Source organism: Streptomyces sp. HSG2 (assembly GCF_016598575.1).
GTDB lineage: Bacteria > Actinomycetota > Actinomycetes > Streptomycetales > Streptomycetaceae > Streptomyces.
On the sequence record NZ_CP066801.1, the window covers coordinates 4831381 to 4848324 of the forward strand.

General features: G+C 71.2%; 13 protein-coding genes. 10 read left to right on the forward strand and 3 right to left on the reverse strand.

Annotated features, from left to right (window positions below; genetic code table 11):
• Positions 1 to 109: 109 nt before the first annotated feature.
• Together JEK78_RS21070 and panD are read left to right on the forward strand one after the other, a co-directional pair.
• Positions 110 to 553, forward strand: coding sequence for a hypothetical protein (locus tag JEK78_RS21070; RefSeq protein ID WP_200261739.1), 444 nt, complete (start codon positions 110 to 112; stop codon positions 551 to 553).
• A gap of 1439 nt (positions 554 to 1992) precedes the next feature.
• A complete protein-coding gene (gene panD, locus JEK78_RS21075) occupies positions 1993 to 2412 on the forward strand; it encodes an aspartate 1-decarboxylase (protein WP_200261740.1) in 420 nt (139 codons plus the stop codon).
• Between the two features lie 479 nt (positions 2413 to 2891).
• Here the strand turns inward: panD and gndA are convergent, their stop codons facing one another.
• Positions 2892 to 4331, reverse strand: a complete 1440-nt coding sequence (gene gndA / locus JEK78_RS21080; RefSeq protein ID WP_200261741.1) for an NADP-dependent phosphogluconate dehydrogenase — start codon at positions 4329 to 4331, stop codon at positions 2892 to 2894.
• Positions 4332 to 4810: 479 nt separating this feature from the next.
• Here gndA and JEK78_RS21085 point away from each other — a divergent pair, with 479 nt between their 5' ends.
• Positions 4811 to 6025, forward strand: coding sequence for a peptidoglycan DD-metalloendopeptidase family protein (locus tag JEK78_RS21085; RefSeq protein WP_200261742.1), 1215 nt, complete (start codon positions 4811 to 4813; stop codon positions 6023 to 6025).
• Here JEK78_RS21085 and JEK78_RS21090 read toward each other — a convergent pair.
• The gene (locus tag JEK78_RS21090) at positions 6015 to 7115 is read right to left on the reverse strand and encodes a DMT family transporter (RefSeq protein ID WP_200261743.1); all 1101 of its coding nucleotides are present in this window, start codon (positions 7113 to 7115) and stop codon (positions 6015 to 6017) included. The genes JEK78_RS21085 and JEK78_RS21090 overlap by 11 nt on opposite strands.
• A gap of 575 nt (positions 7116 to 7690) precedes the next feature.
• Here JEK78_RS21090 and JEK78_RS21095 point away from each other — a divergent pair.
• The 3 genes from JEK78_RS21095 to JEK78_RS21105 all read left to right on the forward strand — a co-directional run bounded on the left by JEK78_RS21095 (position 7691) and on the right by JEK78_RS21105 (position 11244).
• Positions 7691 to 9034: a wax ester/triacylglycerol synthase family O-acyltransferase gene (locus tag JEK78_RS21095; protein ID WP_200261744.1), complete on the forward strand. Its 1344-nt coding sequence runs from the start codon at positions 7691 to 7693 to the stop codon at positions 9032 to 9034.
• 103 nt (positions 9035 to 9137) lie between these two features.
• Complete coding sequence (locus JEK78_RS21100) at positions 9138 to 10622, forward strand: SDR family NAD(P)-dependent oxidoreductase (RefSeq protein WP_200261745.1); 1485 nt, start codon at positions 9138 to 9140, stop codon at positions 10620 to 10622.
• 448 nt (positions 10623 to 11070) lie between these two features.
• A complete protein-coding gene (locus JEK78_RS21105) occupies positions 11071 to 11244 on the forward strand; it encodes a hypothetical protein (protein ID WP_200261746.1) in 174 nt (57 codons plus the stop codon).
• Positions 11245 to 11263: 19 nt separating this feature from the next.
• Here JEK78_RS21105 and JEK78_RS21110 read toward each other — a convergent pair whose 3' ends face one another.
• A complete protein-coding gene (locus JEK78_RS21110; protein WP_200261747.1) occupies positions 11264 to 12304 on the reverse strand; it encodes a LacI family DNA-binding transcriptional regulator in 1041 nt (346 codons plus the stop codon).
• 211 nt (positions 12305 to 12515) lie between these two features.
• On the opposite strand from JEK78_RS21110, the gene JEK78_RS21115 reads away from it, so the two are divergent.
• From JEK78_RS21115 to JEK78_RS21130, 4 genes are read left to right on the forward strand one after another with little or no spacing between them, the layout of a single operon-like run.
• Complete coding sequence (locus JEK78_RS21115) at positions 12516 to 13808, forward strand: sugar ABC transporter substrate-binding protein (RefSeq protein WP_200261748.1); 1293 nt, start codon at positions 12516 to 12518, stop codon at positions 13806 to 13808.
• Between the two features lie 3 nt (positions 13809 to 13811).
• A complete protein-coding gene (locus tag JEK78_RS21120) occupies positions 13812 to 14717 on the forward strand; it encodes a sugar ABC transporter permease (protein WP_200261749.1) in 906 nt (301 codons plus the stop codon).
• Positions 14714 to 15622, forward strand: coding sequence for a carbohydrate ABC transporter permease (locus JEK78_RS21125; protein WP_242483160.1), 909 nt, complete (start codon positions 14714 to 14716; stop codon positions 15620 to 15622). Before JEK78_RS21120 ends, JEK78_RS21125 begins: the two co-directional genes overlap by 4 nt.
• A 23-nt stretch (positions 15623 to 15645) precedes the next feature.
• Positions 15646 to 16914 (forward strand): cellulase family glycosylhydrolase, encoded by a 1269-nt coding sequence (locus JEK78_RS21130; RefSeq protein WP_200261750.1) that lies wholly within the window; start codon positions 15646 to 15648, stop codon positions 16912 to 16914.
• Positions 16915 to 16944: the final 30 nt, after the last annotated feature.

Consider the following 16944-nt stretch of genomic DNA (forward strand, 5'->3'; position numbering starts at 1 on the left):
CTTCAGCACGAAGGGCACCCGCGAGTACGACTGGGCCTGGCTCGATGTTCGCCCCGACGACACTCCCGACGAGAACCGCAACGAGGAGCAGGCCGGGACAAGTGTGCTGGTGGCGCGGCGGCACCGCTACACCAGCGAGGTGTCCTACTTCCGCTGCTGGGCACCCGGCGACGTCTCGCTCGGCGCGCTGGTGGAGGTGATCTGTCGCAGGTGGCGGATCGAGGAAACCTTCCAGCTCGCCAAGGGTTTCACCGGACTCGACCAGGGCCAGGTGACCTGCTGGAACTCCTGGACGCGCTGGTCACTGTTCTCCCTGATCGCCGCCGCCGTCCTCGCCCTCACGGCCACCGCCGTCCACGACGCCGCCGAACACGAGCCCGCGCTCGTCCCGCTGAGCCGCCCCGAGCTCATCCGGCTCCTGCGAGCCCTCGTGCTGCCGCCACCCCTCCGCGACCGCGAGCACGTCCTGCACTGGACCGCCTGGCGACGCCATCACCAAGCCGTCGCGACCGCCTGCCACCAGCAACGACACCACCGTCACGACCAACCGTGATCAAGAACTACAGCTGCCGTGATTGAGGCTCAGAAACCGCTGCCCAGCGTGTGAAAGGGACCTGGAACGCGTGGATGGCCGCGCTGGATCCGGTCTCTCGCTGGATGTTCGGTTATCGGCCAGCAGATTTGACCGTTGACGCCCAACTTGATGGTCCGACTTTGTCGGCCCATCTGCTGCAGAGAGACGAGGACACCGTCCCCGGACTGGCCGTTCCATTCGCGAAGCGATACGCGCGAGACTACGGACCGGCGCGTAATTCCTGTTCGGGCATTTCACGGAACAGTCGCAATTGACTATGGTGCATGGTCTTGGCAGTGGCCTCTGACACAAATATCCAGCGCGCTGGACTGGGTGTGTGAGGCTCAAGTTCTGAGAGTTTCAGGATGCCCTTCTTATGATGCCGAGCGAACCTGGGTCGTCGGGAAGGCCCTCCTCAATCAATACGCAACGAACCACACTCCGCTACCGGCAGAGCAGGTCCTTGAGGTATTGCGTCAGCGTCTGAGGCTGTTCAAGACCACGACCCCGCCCGTTCGCTCCACCATCAATGGGGTGGACGCCAGTGGGGAGGAGCTGATCCGTCTAGCCGACCAGTTGGAGGAAGGTTGCTGGATAAAGCCCGACGGTTATATTCACCGCCCGTACGTAATGCCCGACTGTGATCGGATGTACATCGACTGGATCTGGGAACATTACAGCCCTGACCAGCGCAGGTTGCTGACGGACCAGGTCTTGACCGCAGCCTTGGAAATCTACACCGGTTTGGTTGAACAGTGGTTCCCAGCACTGCGTCTGACCCTCGGCCTCGCCAGTATCACGCCCGTCTGTATCGATGGAAATCTCCTGGTATCCCGTGCATCTGGATATGACCAGGCCCCCACTCTTCACGTGCGACTGGAACCGCGACTCCAGCACGTCAATCGAGTCAATCTGCGACTTGTCACAGCCGAGGGCCTCCGCACGTACCAGCCGGAATTCGACCTGGGAGCGCGAAATGTCCGCCCTCTCGAAAATGGAAGCTGGGGTCGCCCATGCACGGCGGTTGTCGAGTCAGAGCCGCAGGTCTTCAGGAACACGCCGGCCATCGACTACGCATATGAGTGGCTTCATCAGGACCTTTCCCATCTCCACCTTGCGCGCAGGCGCCCCTGGGATGCTGGCCTCTGAAAGTCCCGCCTTGTCTGGAGGCGGCCAGGCCGATGTCTTCTACCCCCGAGCATGTCCTCGACCGGTCGTCGTTACGGGAGGTAGTCGAAGGGATGTGGGTGAGTCACCACACCCTACTGACGGTGCGTCGGAAGAGTCAGCAATCGGTCAGCATGAGTCCTGAAAGACCCGGGGAAAGCTGACCGAACATGCGAATCGTTGTAGGGTGCCGGAGACAGCCCTTGACCCGAAAAAAGTGGGCAGGGAGCGGATATTTCGGGAGTATTGTCATGTTTCGTACGATGATCAAGTCCAAGATCCACCGTGCCACCGTGACCCAGGCCGACCTGCACTACGTCGGGTCGGTGACCATCGACGCCGATCTGCTGGAGGCAGCCGATCTCCTGCCCGGTGAGCTGGTCCACATCGTCGACATCACCAACGGTGCTCGCTTGGAGACCTACGTCATCGAGGGTGAGCGGGGCTCCGGCGTGGTCGGGATCAACGGTGCCGCCGCACACCTCGTGCACCCCGGCGACCTCGTGATCATCATCAGCTACGTCCAGGTCGACGACGCCGAGGCGAGGTCGCTTCGACCTCGTGTCGTGCACGTGGACCGGGACAACCGGATCGCCGCCCTGGGGTCGGACCCGTCGGAGCCGGTGCCGGGGTCGGACCAGCAGCGTGCCCCGCGATCCGCGGCGGGCTGAGCCCACCGCCTGCTCCCGGCGAGACCGCTCCCACGGGGCGCGGGGTGGACGGGGCCTGCCGGACCGGAGCCGCAGGGCGGTGCCTGCCCGAACGGCCCTTGCGAGGGTGCGTGAGGCCGGTGGGGCCGGGTAGGCGAGAGTGGTAGCGCAGAGTCGACGTCCGACTGTTCGGAGGCAGGCTCCATGATCACCGCGAACCGGGCCCGCCTGCCGGTGTCCCCCTCGGCAGGCGAGGCCCGCCGTCCCGATCCGCCGCCGGGCCCCACGCCGCCGCCCGAACCTCCGGGACCGGTCCCTCGGCCGCCGCCGAGTCCGGGCCCGCCCGGGCCCTCTCCCTCGCCGGTGCCCCCGGACCCCGAGCCCGTGCCTCGGCCGGAACCGGGACCACCCCTGACGTGACCCCCCCCCGCCGGAGACCGGGGCATCGACCGGTCGCCCGGCTCCGGCCGGCGGGGCTCCGTCTCAGCAGGGACGGTCCCTCACGCCGGCACTTCGGACCGGTCCCCGCCCCACAGGGTGTGGTAGGAACCGTCTCGGTCCGTCCGTCGGTAGGTGTGGGCGCCGAAGTAGTCCCGCTGTCCCTGTGTCAGGGCTGCGGGCAGCCGCTCGGCGCGCAGGGCGTCGTAGTAGGCGAGGGCGGCCGAGAAGCCGGGGGTGGGGACCCCCTGCCGGGTCGCAGTGACCACGACCTCGCGCCAGTCGTCCTGCGCGGCGGCGATCTCCTGGGCGAAGGTGTCGTCGGCGAGCAGGCTCGGCAGTTCCGGCCGGGAGTCGTAGGCGGCGCGGATGCGGTCCAGGAAGGCCGCGCGAATGATGCACCCGCCGCGCCAGAGGGCCGCCACCGCGCCGGGGTCGACCCGCCATCCGTACTCGTCGCCGCCCGCCGCGATCTCGTGGAAGCCCTGCGTGTAGGAGACGATCTTCGAGGCGTACAGTGCCTGCTCCACCCGGTCGGCGAAGGCGGCGGCTCGGGTCTCGTCCAGGGGGGTGGCGCGCGGCCCCGCCAGTCCTCGCGCCGCGCGGCGCAGCGCGTCGTGGCCCGAGAGCGACCGGGCGAAGACCGCCTCGGCGATGCCGGACACCGGAACCCCCAGGTCGAGGGCGATCTGGACCGTCCAACGACCCGTGCCCTTCTGCTCGGCCTGGTCCAGTACGACGTCGACGAACGGCTTGCCGGTCGCGGCGTCCACGTGGGCGAGGACCTCGGCCGTGATCTCGATGAGGTACGAGTCGAGTCGCCCGGTGTTCCAGGTGCGGAAGATCTCCGCGATCCGGGCGGGCGAGTACCCCGCGACGTCCCGGAGCAGTTGGTACGCCTCACCGATCAGCTGCATGTCGGCGTACTCGATGCCGTTGTGCACCATCTTGACGAAGTGCCCGGCACCGTCCGGCCCGACGTGGCTCACGCAGGGGGCCCCGTCGGCGGCCTTGGCGGAGATCCTCTCCAGCATGGGGCCGAGCGAGGCGTACGACTCCTCCGACCCGCCCGGCATGATGCTCGGCCCGTTCAGCGCGCCCTCCTCGCCTCCGGAGATTCCCGCGCCCACGAAGTGGATCCCCGTCTCGCGCAGGTCGCGTTCCCGGCGTCGGGTGTCGGCGAAGTGCGCGTTGCCACCGTCGATGATCATGTCGCCGGGCTCCAGCAGCGGCGCGAACTCCCGGATCACCGCGTCGGTCGGTTCACCGGCCTTCACCATGATCACCAGACGGCGTGGGCGTTCCAGCGCCGCGACGAACTCCTCCGCGCTCTCGGCGGCGACGAAGGCGCCCTCCTCGCCGAACTCCTTCACCAGCGCGTGCGTGCGGGACGCGGTCCGGTTGTGCACCGCGACCGTGTAGCCGTTGCGGGCGAAGTTGCGGGCCAGGTTGCGGCCCATGACCGCGAGGCCCGTGACCCCGATCTGCGCTGTAGTGCTCATTGCCTTGGCTCCTCATGGCCTCGGTGACGGTGGTGCCGTTCGGTGACCGCGGGCGGCCCCACCCGCCAGTATCACTCTCGATCATCCTGGCGCGCCGGTGGGCCCGGCCGCGCATCACCGCCCGCGGGCGCGCCGCGGACGAGTGCTGTGCCGTCAGGTACGGATCGGGGAGCCCGCCGACTCAGCCGGTTCGGCGCGGCGTCTCGGTGGTCCCGGCCGGACGGTGCGTGCGGCGGCGGAGGTCGACGGGGCTTCGTGGGCTCTCGGCCGGCGTCGCCCCGACGCTTCGGCGGCTCGATGCCGTGGTGCGATCGAAGTCGACTGATTCGGCATGCCTGGTGTCCGTGTTCGACTTTTCCGGTCAACCAGGAGGGATTATCGGCCAGATGGCGCGGTCCTCGGGGCCGATCGCGCCCTTGTCATGGCTCGTTACCGGCGCATACTTTTGCCCCTCCTGACGGATGTCGAGGGAGATGGTCATGGCCGCACGCGGTCGACACCGCCGGTACCAGCCGAACAGGTTCAACCGTGCCTCGCTCACCGTCACCGCGAGCGGGGCCGGCATGGCGATTCCCCTCGTGGGCACCGCTGGTGCCCACGCCGCGGACACCGACGCCTGGGAGCGCGTGGCCGAGTGCGAGTCCGGCGGGGAATGGGGCGTCGACTCCGGCAACGGCCACTACGGCGGGCCGCGGTTCACCCAGTCGACCTGGGAGGCCTTCGGGGGCACGCGGTACGCGCCGCGAGCCGATGCCGCCTCCCGCGCCGAACAGACGGCCGTCACGGAGCGGGTTGTCGACGGCCAGTGGCCGGGAGCCTGGCCGGTCTGCTCCGGGCGAGCCGGACCGACCCGGGGCGAGACCGGAGGGGACGCCCGTTCGCCGGCTTCCGCAGAGGATGAGGCCGCCGGCGGGAGCGAGAGTTCGGCCCGGAAGACCCGCGCCCGTGATTCCGGCCCCGACGTCCGTCCACAGACCACCCCGCAGTCCCGGGCCGGGACGACGCGGACGTACACGGTGGTCGCCGGCGACACGCTGTCCGGCATCGCCGGAAGCCGCGAGGTTCGGGGAGGGTGGCAGCGGTTGTACGCGGCGAACCGCGCGATCGTCGGCGAGGACCCGGACCGGATCCTCCCCGGACAGCGTCTGCGGCTGGACACCGACGCCGCGCCCGGCGCATCGGGGCCCTCCGCCGAGGGAGCCGATCGCTCCAAGACGCCCGACCGCGAGGACGCGGGGTCCGCCTCCCGGACGGCGCCACGCGAGGCGAGCGGAGGCGCCTCCGCCGGGGCTTCGCTGGTCAGTCCTGTCGAAGCGGCCACGGGAACCCCCTATCACCAGGCGGGGTCGGCCTGGTCGAAGGGCTACCACACGGGTGTGGACTTCCCGGTGCCCACCGGTAGTGCCGTACGGGCGGTGGGCGCGGGTCGGGTCGTCTCCGCCGGGTGGGCGGGGTCCTTCGGCTACCAGGTGGTGATCCGGCACTCCGACGGGCGCTACAGCCAATACGCCCACCTTTCGGCCATCTCCGTGCGGGAAGGGCAGGGCGTCGAGGCCGGCCGGCGCATCGGCCGCTCGGGATCCACCGGCAACAGCACGGGCCCGCACCTCCATTTCGAGGTACGGACGGGCCCGGGGTTCGGCAGCGACATCGACCCGGTGGCCTATCTGAGAGCGGGCGGGGTCAGGATCTGACTCCCTCCCGGTGCGAGGCGGGCGGCACCGGTGCGGTGTGGGGTGGCCGGTTGCTTCGGGCCCGGTCCGGCCTCGGTGCCCGTGGGGGCGCGCCGCTGCCCGCGCTCCGTGCGGGGCCCCGCTGGGCCGGCGGGGTGGCGAGGGGCGCGGGCCGGCGGCAGGGTTGCCGGACCGTCGTGGGCGCGGTCGTCCGGGCGTTCGACGTCGCTTCCCGCGACCTCGGCCCGCCGCCGGGGCCCGGTACCTCGGCGTGGCTTTCGTCCGCGCTCCGCCGCCGGGCCGTGAGCGAGGCCAGTCCCCCCGCCGCGACCAGTCCGCTGACCACGGCCAGCGTGGCCCCTTGGGCGCCGTGGCGGAAGCCCTCGCCGAAGGACGCCACACCGACTGCCGAGGCCACCACGGGGTTGGCCACCGTGAGCGTGGCCAGTGGGGCGGCGAGCCCGGCGCCGCGGTAGGCGGCCTGGGAGAGCAGAACACCGGAGGTGGCGAGGACACCGATCACGGTGAGGGAGGCCAGTCCCGTCGCCGTGATCCCCTCGGACCAGCCGACCGTGACCGTCTTGGTGAAGACCGACGCGATGCCGAAGGCGACGCCGGCGGCGAGAGCCAGAACCATGGAGCGAGCCGCGGGCCGTCCCCTCAGGGCACGTGCGGTGATCATCAGGGTCAGGACGGCGCAGACGGTGACGGCGGCCGTGCCCGCGCGCTCCGCCGCGGCGGGGGCGCGCGTTCCCGTCCCGTCGACCAGGGCCAGCAGCCCGACCAGGCCGAGGGTCGCGGTGGCGCAACCGCGCCAGGCGCCGGCGTCCGCCCTCGCGCCGGCGAACAGCCGCGACATCGGCAGAGCCAGGACGATCGTCAGCGCGCCCAGCGGCTGCACCACGCTCAACGGACCGTAGGAGAGGGCGGCCACGTGCAGGAGGGCGCCGACGCCGTGCAGGCCCACCGCCACCCACCAGCGCCTCTGGCGCACGGGAGCGAAGCGGGGGGCGCCCGTGGTGGCCGCCACCCGCTCCTGAGCGACGGCACCGGCCGCGTACGCCACCGCGGAGGCAAGCGAGAGCAGTACGGACCACGCGAGCGCGCTCATCGGCGACTCCGTCGTGGTCGACGGTCGTGAGCGGCGCCGCGCTCGGGCGTGCGCGGCGGGAGACGATCGATTGCCATGGCATCACCTTGCCGCGCCGGTCCGCGCCCGTCGTCGTCCCCGAGGACCCCGCCTGTCCTACCGCCGATGGAGGAGTGCCGGGACGGGGTCGTCCCATGGGAGGGGTGGGGGAGCGGCTCGGGTCGGGGTCGGAAGGTTGCCGAAGCCTCGGGGTCGGGCTCTCGGGTTCCCTCGGCGGGCGTGTTCAGACCCGGGGCGGCCCGCGCGGGCCGCCGCATCGGGGAAGCGGTCCCGGTCGGTCCCTCGTCGTGACCGGCGCACCCCGCGGGTGGCGGGCGGGTGCGCGGCGGCGCGGTCGGAGTACGGCCGTACGGGTGGCTGATGCTTGGGACGGCATCGCCTCTGACCTGGGCGGACCGCCGCTCCGTCCGGTGTCGACCGGGCGTCGGGCGCCGGGTGCGATCCCCTCCGGTGGGCGACGGTCAGTAGCCTGATCGTACTTGACCGTGACCGGAGGCGATCATCGGCCGCCGGTTCCCCGCTCGCGAGGCACGCCCTTGACTTCCGAACTGCTCGCCCCGCTCGACTTGGCGTTCTGGAACCTCGAGTCCGCCGAGCATCCCATGCACCTTGGTGCCCTGGGGGTCTTCGAGGCCGACTCCCCGGCCTCGGCGGCCCGGGCGGCGGATCTTCTCGCCGCCCGCGCCGCCGGCGTGCCCGGTCTGCGCATGCGCATCCGGGACGTGTGGCGCCCCCCGTCTCCCGAGCGTCGCCCGTTCTCCTTCGGCGGCGCCACCCGGGAGCCCGATCCCGGGTTCGATCCCCTCGACCACGTCCGCCTGCACGCGCCGGTCGACGAGTTCCAGGGGGCGGCGGGGCGGCTCATGGAGCGCCCGCTGGCGCGGTGTCGGCCTCCCTGGGAGGCGCACGTGCTGCCGAGGACGGCCGGCGGGTCCTTCGCCGTGCTGTTCAAGTTCCACCACGCCCTCGCGGACGGGTTGAGGGCGCTCACCCTCGCGGCCGGCGTCCTCGACCCCGTCGATCTGCCCACCGGTCGCCCCCGGCCGCCAGAGGGGTCCCGCGCCACCGGGTTGCCCGATGTGCGACGGCTGCCGGAGATGTTGCGCGGCGCGCTCTCGGACGCGGGTCGCGCTCTCGACATCGGCGCGGCGGCGGCCCTGTCCGGGCTGGACGTCCGCTCCTCGCCCGCGCTGGTCGCCGAACCCTCCGGCACCCGCCGCACCGCCGGGGTCGTCCTGGACCTCGACGACGTCCACCGCGTCCGCAAGGCCGAGGGCGGCACCGTCAACGACGTGCTCATCGCCGTGGTCGCCGGGGCGCTGCGTCGGTGGTTGGAGGGGCGGGGCGACGACAGCGACGGCCTCGCCCCCCGGGCGTTGATCCCCGTGTCCAAGCGTCGCCCGCGTGGTGCCGAGCCGCCCGGCAACCGCCTCTCCGGCTACTTGATACGACTCCCGGTGGGAGACCCCGACCCGCTGGGTCGCCTGGGCGCGGTCCGCACCGCCATGGACCGCAACAAGGACGCCGGGCCGGGGCGCGGCGCCGGCGCCGTCGCGCTGCTGGCCGACCACATCCCGGCTCTGGGACACCGGCTCGGCGGGCCGCTGGTCGGCGGGGCCGCGCGGCTCTGGTTCGACGTCCTGGTCACCAGCGTCCCGCTCCCCGGGATCGGGCTTCGCCTCGGAGGGACGCCGCTCACGGAGGTCTACCCGTTCGCCCCCCTGGCCCGCGGGCACTCCCTCGCGGTCGCGGTCTCCACCTACCGAGGCCGGGTCCACTACGGCCTGGTCGCCGACGGACGCGCCGTACCGGACCTGGGTCTGCTCGCCGCCGCCCTGTCGACCGAACTGGCGGAGTTGATCGCCGTGTGCGAGCGATGAACGGGCCGTGGTGCCGGTGGGAGGCGTCGCTCGCGTAAAATCCTGCGTTCGACCGCGGACGCGAGACGGCGCGCCGCGACGGACGAGCAGGAACGGCAGCGCGATGACGGTGACACAGGACGGCCCGGCCGGCACGGACGGCGCCACCGATTCCGGATTCGGGCCCGGCATCGACCCGGACCGTCTGGCCGTCTGCCTGGAGGTGCTGCGGGAGCTCGACGGGCTGGAGGTCGACCACCCGGACGCGGTGCGGGTGCGGCGGGCCACCTCGCACATCTACCGCATGGTGAAGCAGCGCCGTCGACAGGAGCGGCGGGCCGCCAAGACCGCGCACGACAAGGCCGTCACGGAGGCGACCGCGACGGGTTCGGCCGAGCGGATCGACGACGAGACCGAGGGCGTCCTGCCCTCGTCCCGCACCGAGGCGGGCACCCTCGCGGGCATACTCCAGCGCCCCCGTTCCTGCTATGTCTGCAAGCGACGCTACGTCGAGGTCGACTACTTCTACCACCAGCTCTGCCGTGACTGCGCGGCGACCAACCGCGCGCGCCGGGAGGCCCGGACCGACCTCACCGGCAGGCGGGCGCTCCTCACCGGGGGCCGCGCCAAGATCGGTATGTACATCGCGCTGCGTCTGCTCCGCGACGGCGCCCACACGACGATCACCACGCGGTTCCCGGCCGACGCGGTCCGCCGCTTCAAGGCCCAGCCCGACAGCGACGAGTGGATCCACCGGCTGAAGATCGTCGGGATCGATCTGCGGGACCCGGCTCAGGTCGTGGCCCTGGCCGACTCGGTGGCCGCGGAGGGCGACCTGGACATCCTGATCAACAACGCGGCGCAGACGGTCCGGCGGTCGCCCGGGGCCTACCGCGAACTGGTCGCCGCGGAGTCGGGGCCGCCGCCCGTCGGTGAACTCCCCGCCACGGAGGTGATCGGAGTCTTCGGTTCGGGGGCCGTGGCGCAGCTCCCGGTCGCCGCCGGCGCGTCGCTCGACGCGCGGGAGGTCACCGACCTCGCGCTGGTCTCCGGATCCGCCTCCCCGGCGCGCATTTCGGCGGGTACCGCCATCGACGCGGGCGGGCTGGTCCCCGACCTGCACGACACCAACAGCTGGATCCAGACGGTGGAGGAGGTCACCCCGGTCGAACTGTTGGAGGTCCAGCTCTGCAATTCCACGGCGCCCTTCATCCTCATCGGCCGGCTTCGCCCGGTGATGGCCGCCGCCGCGGCCCGGCGCGCCTACATCGTCAACGTCTCCGCGATGGAGGGTGTCTTCGAGCGTGGCTACAAGGGCGCGGGACACCCGCACACCAACATGGCCAAGGCCGCGTTGAACATGCTCACGCGGACCAGCGCCCAGGAGATGTTCGACAAGGACGGCATCCTGATGACCGCCGTCGACACGGGCTGGATCACCGACGAGCGCCCCCACCCGGACAAGATGCGGCTCGCCGAGGCCGGTTTCCACGCCCCCCTCGACCTGGTCGACGGCGCGGCGCGGGTCTACGACCCCATCGTGCGCGGGGAGGCCGGGGAGGACCTGTACGGGGTCTTCCTCAAGGACTACGCGCCGGGGAAGTGGTAGGCCGGGCCACCCCGCGCCTTTCGCGGAACCCGAAGCGCGAGTTCCGCGGCGCCCGGGCGCCGGGTCCTGTCACGAGGGGTGGCGCACGCGCTGGGCCGAACGGGTGAAGGCGCGATGAGTCTGGTGGGACCTACCCGGACGAACCGGGACAGGACGGGGTCGGCGGACGCGGGGGCGCTCCGGGAGACTTGCCGGAAACCCGCGGCCCCATAGAGCGGGCCCCCGCTCATTTGGTTAGTCTGATGCCGGCGGGAGGCTTCCACGGGTTCACCCACGCTCGTGGCCCGCCGTGAGGGCGGCCCGGGGACACCACGGTTCGCCTTCGGCCGAGTTGCCGGCGCCACCGCGTCCGAACTGCTCTTCGTACCGAGACCCGAGCGGGCGCCAGGCTCCGGAGGATGGAACGCCGGGCGACGCCCCAGGGTGACCGACACAGAAGGAGTGCGCGGTGACACCGGAGAAGACCGAACGCGAGCAGCGCCCCCAGGACCCCCCGGAACCCTCGCCCAGGCCGTCGGGCGCGATCCGGTTCCTCGACGTCTGGGCGCGGTCGGCGCCCATCCGGCTTGCGGGCTACGAGGACGATCTCGCCGAGCCGCACATCCTGCCCGGCGTGGACTGAGGGAGGCGCGCGGGCCGGCTCAGGCGGTGGCCGGCCCCGTGCTCTCCCGGGGGATCAGCCGAGGGACCGGCACGCCGACCGTCCGCGCCGGACCGCCGTCGAGGAGCGCCGTCAGCTCCGACGCGGCGGTGCGCCCGAACCCCACACTGTCCCGGGACAGCGCCGACAGCCAGGGCTTGACCAGTCGGCAGAGCGCCGAGTCCTCCCACGACACGATCGAGACGTCCCGAGGGACGACCAGGCCCAGTTCCCTGGCGGCCGCGACGCCGGCCACGGCCATCACGTCGTTGTCGTAGATCAGCGCTGTCGGAGGTTCGCGCTCCTCCAGAACGCGGCGGGTGACGGCGGCGCCCTCGGCGTCGGAGTAGTCGGTCGTGAGAGATCGGACCTCGGCTCCGTGCCGTGCCGCCTCCCTCCGCAGGGCGCCGATCCGCCTTTCGGTGTGGGCGAGTTCGGGCAGCCCGGCGATGTGCGCGATCCTCCGGTGACCCAGCTCGCGCAGACCGGCCACCAGCGCCGCCATGGCGCGCGCGTCGTCCGCGAACACCGTCGACAGCCGAGGGTGGCGCCGGTCCCGCGCGCCGCCGATCACCACCGCGGGCAGACCCAGTTCGTCCAGCAGACCCGGGCGCGGGTCGTCGGTGCGCGGATCGACCACCAGGACCCCGTCCACCCGATGCTCCGCCCACCACCGACGGTAGACGGCGCACTCGTCCTCGATGTCGGACGCCATCTGGAAGAGCAGCCCCAGGTGTCGCTCGGCCAGCACCTGTTGGATGCCGGACACCAGTTGGAGGAAGAAGGAGTCCACGCCGAGGGTGTGCGCCGGGCGAGCCAGGACGAGCCCCACCGTGGCCGCCCCCTCGCCGGACAGAGCCCGTGCCGCGGTGCTCGGCCGCCACCCCAACTGCTCGGCCACTCGGCGCACCCGGTCCCGGGTGGCCTCGGAGACGCCCGGACGGTCGTTCAACGCGAAGGACACCGCGCTTTCCGAGACCCCGGCGCGCCGTGCGACGTCCTTCATCGTCGGGCGCCGGGCGGAGCCCCGCTCCGTGGGCATGGGTGCCCCCTTCCCCGAAGATCACTAAAGCGCTTGAGTGGCGGAAGCCTAAAGCGCATTAGTTCATCTTGACAACCCCCCTCCCGGCCCCGCTTCCGGGCCGGATCGGTGCGCTCCGACGAGTTGCCGCCAATCCATTGACTTTCCGCGGAATCGCACGGCAAGGTCACTGCCGTCCAGTCGCAGACACCGACCAGGGAGAGGTGCCATCGTGCCCGTCTCGCGCAGAACACTCGCCGTCTCCGTCGCCGCCGCCCTCCTGCTCCCGCTGAGCGCCTGCGGTTCCGGCGGCGGCGACGGCGGCTCCGACGACGCCTCCGGCAAGGTCGAAGGGGACATCACCTTCCAGACCTGGAACCTCCAGGCGGGCTTCAAGGACTACTTCGAAGGCGTGATCGCCGACTTCGAGAAGGAGTACCCCGGCACCGACGTCCGGTGGATCGACCAGCCGGCCGAAGGGTATGCCGACAAGATCAGCGCCGACGCCGCCGGCGGCACGCTGCCGGACGTCGTCAACGTCGCCCCGGACCTGGTGGCGCCGCTGGCCAAGGCGGGTCTCGCGCTCGACCTGGACGAGGCGGCCCCGCAGTACGAGAAGGAGTACCTGGAGGGCGCCTGGGCCAGCCACCGGATACCCGGGCTGGAGGGCACCTACGCCTTCCCCTGGTACCTCAACACCGGCCCGCTCTTCTACAACAAGTCGCTCTTCGAGAAGGCCGGTCTGGACCCGGAGCAGCCGCCCGAGACCTATGACGACCTCTTCGAACAGGCGATGCGGATCACCGAGAGCACCGACGGAGAGGTCGCCACGCTCTCCAACGTGCCGGCCATCGAGGACTTCGGTCGCTACGGCGTGCCCCTGATGAACGACGCGGGCACCGCCTTCACCTTCAACAACGTCACCGGGGTCGAACTCCTCACCAAATACAAGGAGTTGTTCGACGCCGGGGCCCTGGACGGGCAGGCGCTCAGCGCCACTCCCGAATCCGCGGGCAAGAAGTTCCTCACCGGCGCCGTCGCGATGAACCCGGGCAGTGCGCTGGACCTGGAGAAGTTCAAGAAGGAGGCGCCGAGCCTCTACGAGAACATCGGCATCACCGACCAGATCACCAACACCGGACTGGCCAACATGTACGTGATGGGCGTGATGGTCAACGCGCAGACCGAACGCAAGCCGGCCGCGATCGCCTTCGCCCACTACGTAACCGACGCGACCCGGCAGATGGACTTCGCCGAGCAGGTGGCCATCTTCCCGAGCACCGCCGGCTCCCTCGACGAACCGCACTTCACCGAGGAGGACGGCACCGACGAGACGCGGGTTCGGATCGCCGCCGCCAAGTCCCTGAAGACCGCGGTGAACTACACCCCCGTGCTCTTCAGCGAGCAGATGAAGACCGAGTTGCAGAACGAGGTCGCCAAGGCGCTCCAAGGCAAGAAGAGCCCCGAAGAGGCGCTCGACGACGCCGCCGAGGCGTGCAACAAGCTGCTCGCGCAGCAGGGCTGACCCATGGCGAGCACCACCGTTCCCGGGAAGGCCAAGCGCGTCCGACGGCAACTGCCCCTCAGCCCGTGGCTGTTCGCCGCGCCCGGCCTGGTCGTCGTCGGTATGTTCAGCCTCTACCCTTTCGTCTCCACCCTGGTCAACGCCTTCACCGACCGCCGTACCCTGGTTCCCGGCGAATTCGTGGGCCTCGCCAACTTCCGTGAACTGCTCCACGACGAGATGTTCTGGATCGGGCTGCGCAACAGCACCCTCTACGTCCTGGGTGTCGTCCCCGCCCTGGTGCTGTTGCCGCTGCTGCTGGCCTTGTTGGTGCGGAAGACCATCCCCGGCATCACCTTCTTCCGCTCCGCCTTCTACACCCCCGTGGTCGCTTCCATCGTCGTGGTGGGACTGATCTGGGTCTGGCTCCTGGACGACCGAGGACTGGTCAACAACCTGCTGGAGACGGTGGGCGTGGGACGGATCAGTTTCCTCGGCGACCAGTGGCTGATCCTGCTCAGCGCCATGGCCGTCACCGTCTGGAAGGGTCTCGGCTACTACATGATCATCTATCTCGCGGCGTTGGCCAACGTCCCGCGGGAGCTGCACGAGGCCGCCGCCGTCGACGGGGCGGGTCCCGTGCGCAGGTTCCTCACGGTCACCGTGCCGGCCGTGCGCTCCACCATGGTCCTGGTCGGGGCGCTCTCGTCGGTCGCCGCCTTCAAGGTCTTCTCCGAGGTCTATCTCCTGGCCGGCCCCGGCGGCGGCCCGGCCGGCGAGGACACGACCCTGGTCATGCTCGTGCAGCGGACCGGAACCGGACTGAGCGGGCGCGTCGGGTACGCCTCCGCCGTGTCGGTGGTGGTGTTCGTCGTCACCGTGGGCCTGATGCTGCTCGTCCTGCGCGCCGACCGGAAGGACGCCTCGTGAGCGCCACACCACCAAGCCGGGCCGACGGCCGCGCCGTGCCCGCCACGAGGCGGGCACGCGTCACCGACGAGGACGGCCGCCGCGTCCGCGGCTGGGAACTGGCCCTGCGCTACGTCCTCCTCGTCGCCGTGCTGGCCCTCACCATCGGCCCCTTCCTGTGGCAACTGTCCACCTCCCTCAAGGGGCCCACCGAGGACATCTTCAGCTCCCCGCCGAGGTTCCTGCCGAGCGAGCCGACCCTCCACAACTACGCGCGGGTCACCGACACGATCCCCGTGTGGGACTACGCCCTGAACTCGTTGAAGGTCGCCGTCGCCAACGTCGTCACCAACTGCGTCGGCGCCGCCCTCGCCGGCTACGCGCTGGCCCGACTGCACTACCGCGGACGGCGCGTCGCCACCGTCGTCTTCGTGCTGGCCATGCTGGTGCCCGTCGAGGGCATCATCATCGCCCAGTTCACGACGATGCGTGACCTGGGGTTGAACAACACCCTGATCGGCGTGCTGCTGCCGGCCTGCGTCAGCGCCCTGAACGTGCTGCTGATGCGCAACGCCTTCCTCAACGTGCCCTTCGAGATCGAGGAGGCGGCCTTCGTCGACGGCGCCAACGTGTGGCAGCGGTTCTTCCGGATCGCCCTGCCCTCCGTGAAGGGAACTCTGGCCGTGGTGGCGATCTTCGCCTTCATGGGGGCGTGGGACGACTTCCTCTGGCCGCTCATCGTGCTCAGCGACCCGTCCAAGTTCACCCTCACCATCGGCCTCAACTACCTGCACGGCACCTTCGCCAACGACGAACGTCTGGTGGCCGCCGGGACGATCATCGCGGTGGCACCCCTGATCATCCTCTTCGCCTGTCTCCAGCGCTACTTCTTCCGCGGCGTCGGCGAGGGCGCCGTCAAGGGCTGACCCCCCACACCCAAGGAAAACCCATGCCCGCTCCCGTGCGCTTCGGCGTCAACTACACCCCAAGCGTGGGGTGGTTCCATCACTGGCTCGACTTCGACGAGGACTCCGTCCGCGCCGACCTCGACTCCATCGCCGCACTCGGCATGGACCACGTCCGGGTCTTCCCCCTGTGGCCCTACTTCCAGCCCAACCGCACCCTGATCCGAGGGAGCGCCGTGGACGACCTGGTCCGTCTGGTGGACGCGGCGGGCGAGCGCGGGCTGGACGTCAACGTCGACGGCCTCCAAGGGCACCTGAGCAGCTTCGACTTCCTCCCCGCGTGGACCCGCACCTGGCACCGTCGCAACCTGTTCACCGATCCACGGGTCCTGGAAGGGCAGGCCGCGTACCTGCACACCCTCGCCGCGGCGCTCGCCGACCGCCCCAACTTCCTCGGGATGACCCTGGGCAACGAGATCAACCAGTTCTCCGCGTCCCCCCACCCCGACCCCGACCGGGCCACCCCCGAGCAGATCGACACCTGGCTGGAGCGGATGCTCGGCGCCTGCGAGAGCGGCGCCCCCGGCCGGGCCCATCTGCACGCCGAGTACGACGCCACCTGGTACCAGGACGACCAACCGTTCACGCCCGGCCAGGCCGCCCGCAAAGGCGCCATGACGGCCGTGCACTCCTGGGTCTTCAACGGCACCGCCCAGCGGCACGGCCGTGCCTCCGTGCCCTCCGAGCACCACGCGGCCTACCTGGTGGAACTGAGCAAGGCCTGGGCCGTCGACCCAGGGCGTCCGGTCTGGCTCCAGGAGGTGGGCGCCCCCGCCCCCCTCGTCGCGGCCGAGCACGCGGCCGAATTCACCGCGGCGACCGTCGCCAACGTCCTGGACTGCCCCGAACTCTGGGGCATCACCTGGTGGTGCTCCCACGACGTCTCCCGTGACCTCGCCGACTTCCCCGAACTGGAGTACGGCCTGGGCGTCCTCACCAACGATCGACGCCCCAAGGACATCGCGCGCGTCCTGGCGGAGGCCGCGCGGGAGGCCAGGGCGCACCCGCGCCGCGCGGCCCCGAGGACGACGGCGCTGGTCGTCCCGGCCGCCTCGGGGGCGCGGTCGCGCTGCGCCCCCGGCGGTCCCGTCTTCGACGCGTTCTTCGGGCTGGCCGCGGACGGTGCGCGTCCCACCGCCGTCCTGGACGTCCTGGCCGACGACGGAGCCCATCTGGCGGCACGTGGCATCACCGACGTCGTCACGCCCGAGCGGGTCCTCGCCACCCGCGCTCGGACCGGCGTGCGGTCGTGACGCCGGCCGGACCGGCGGCCGGACGCGGCC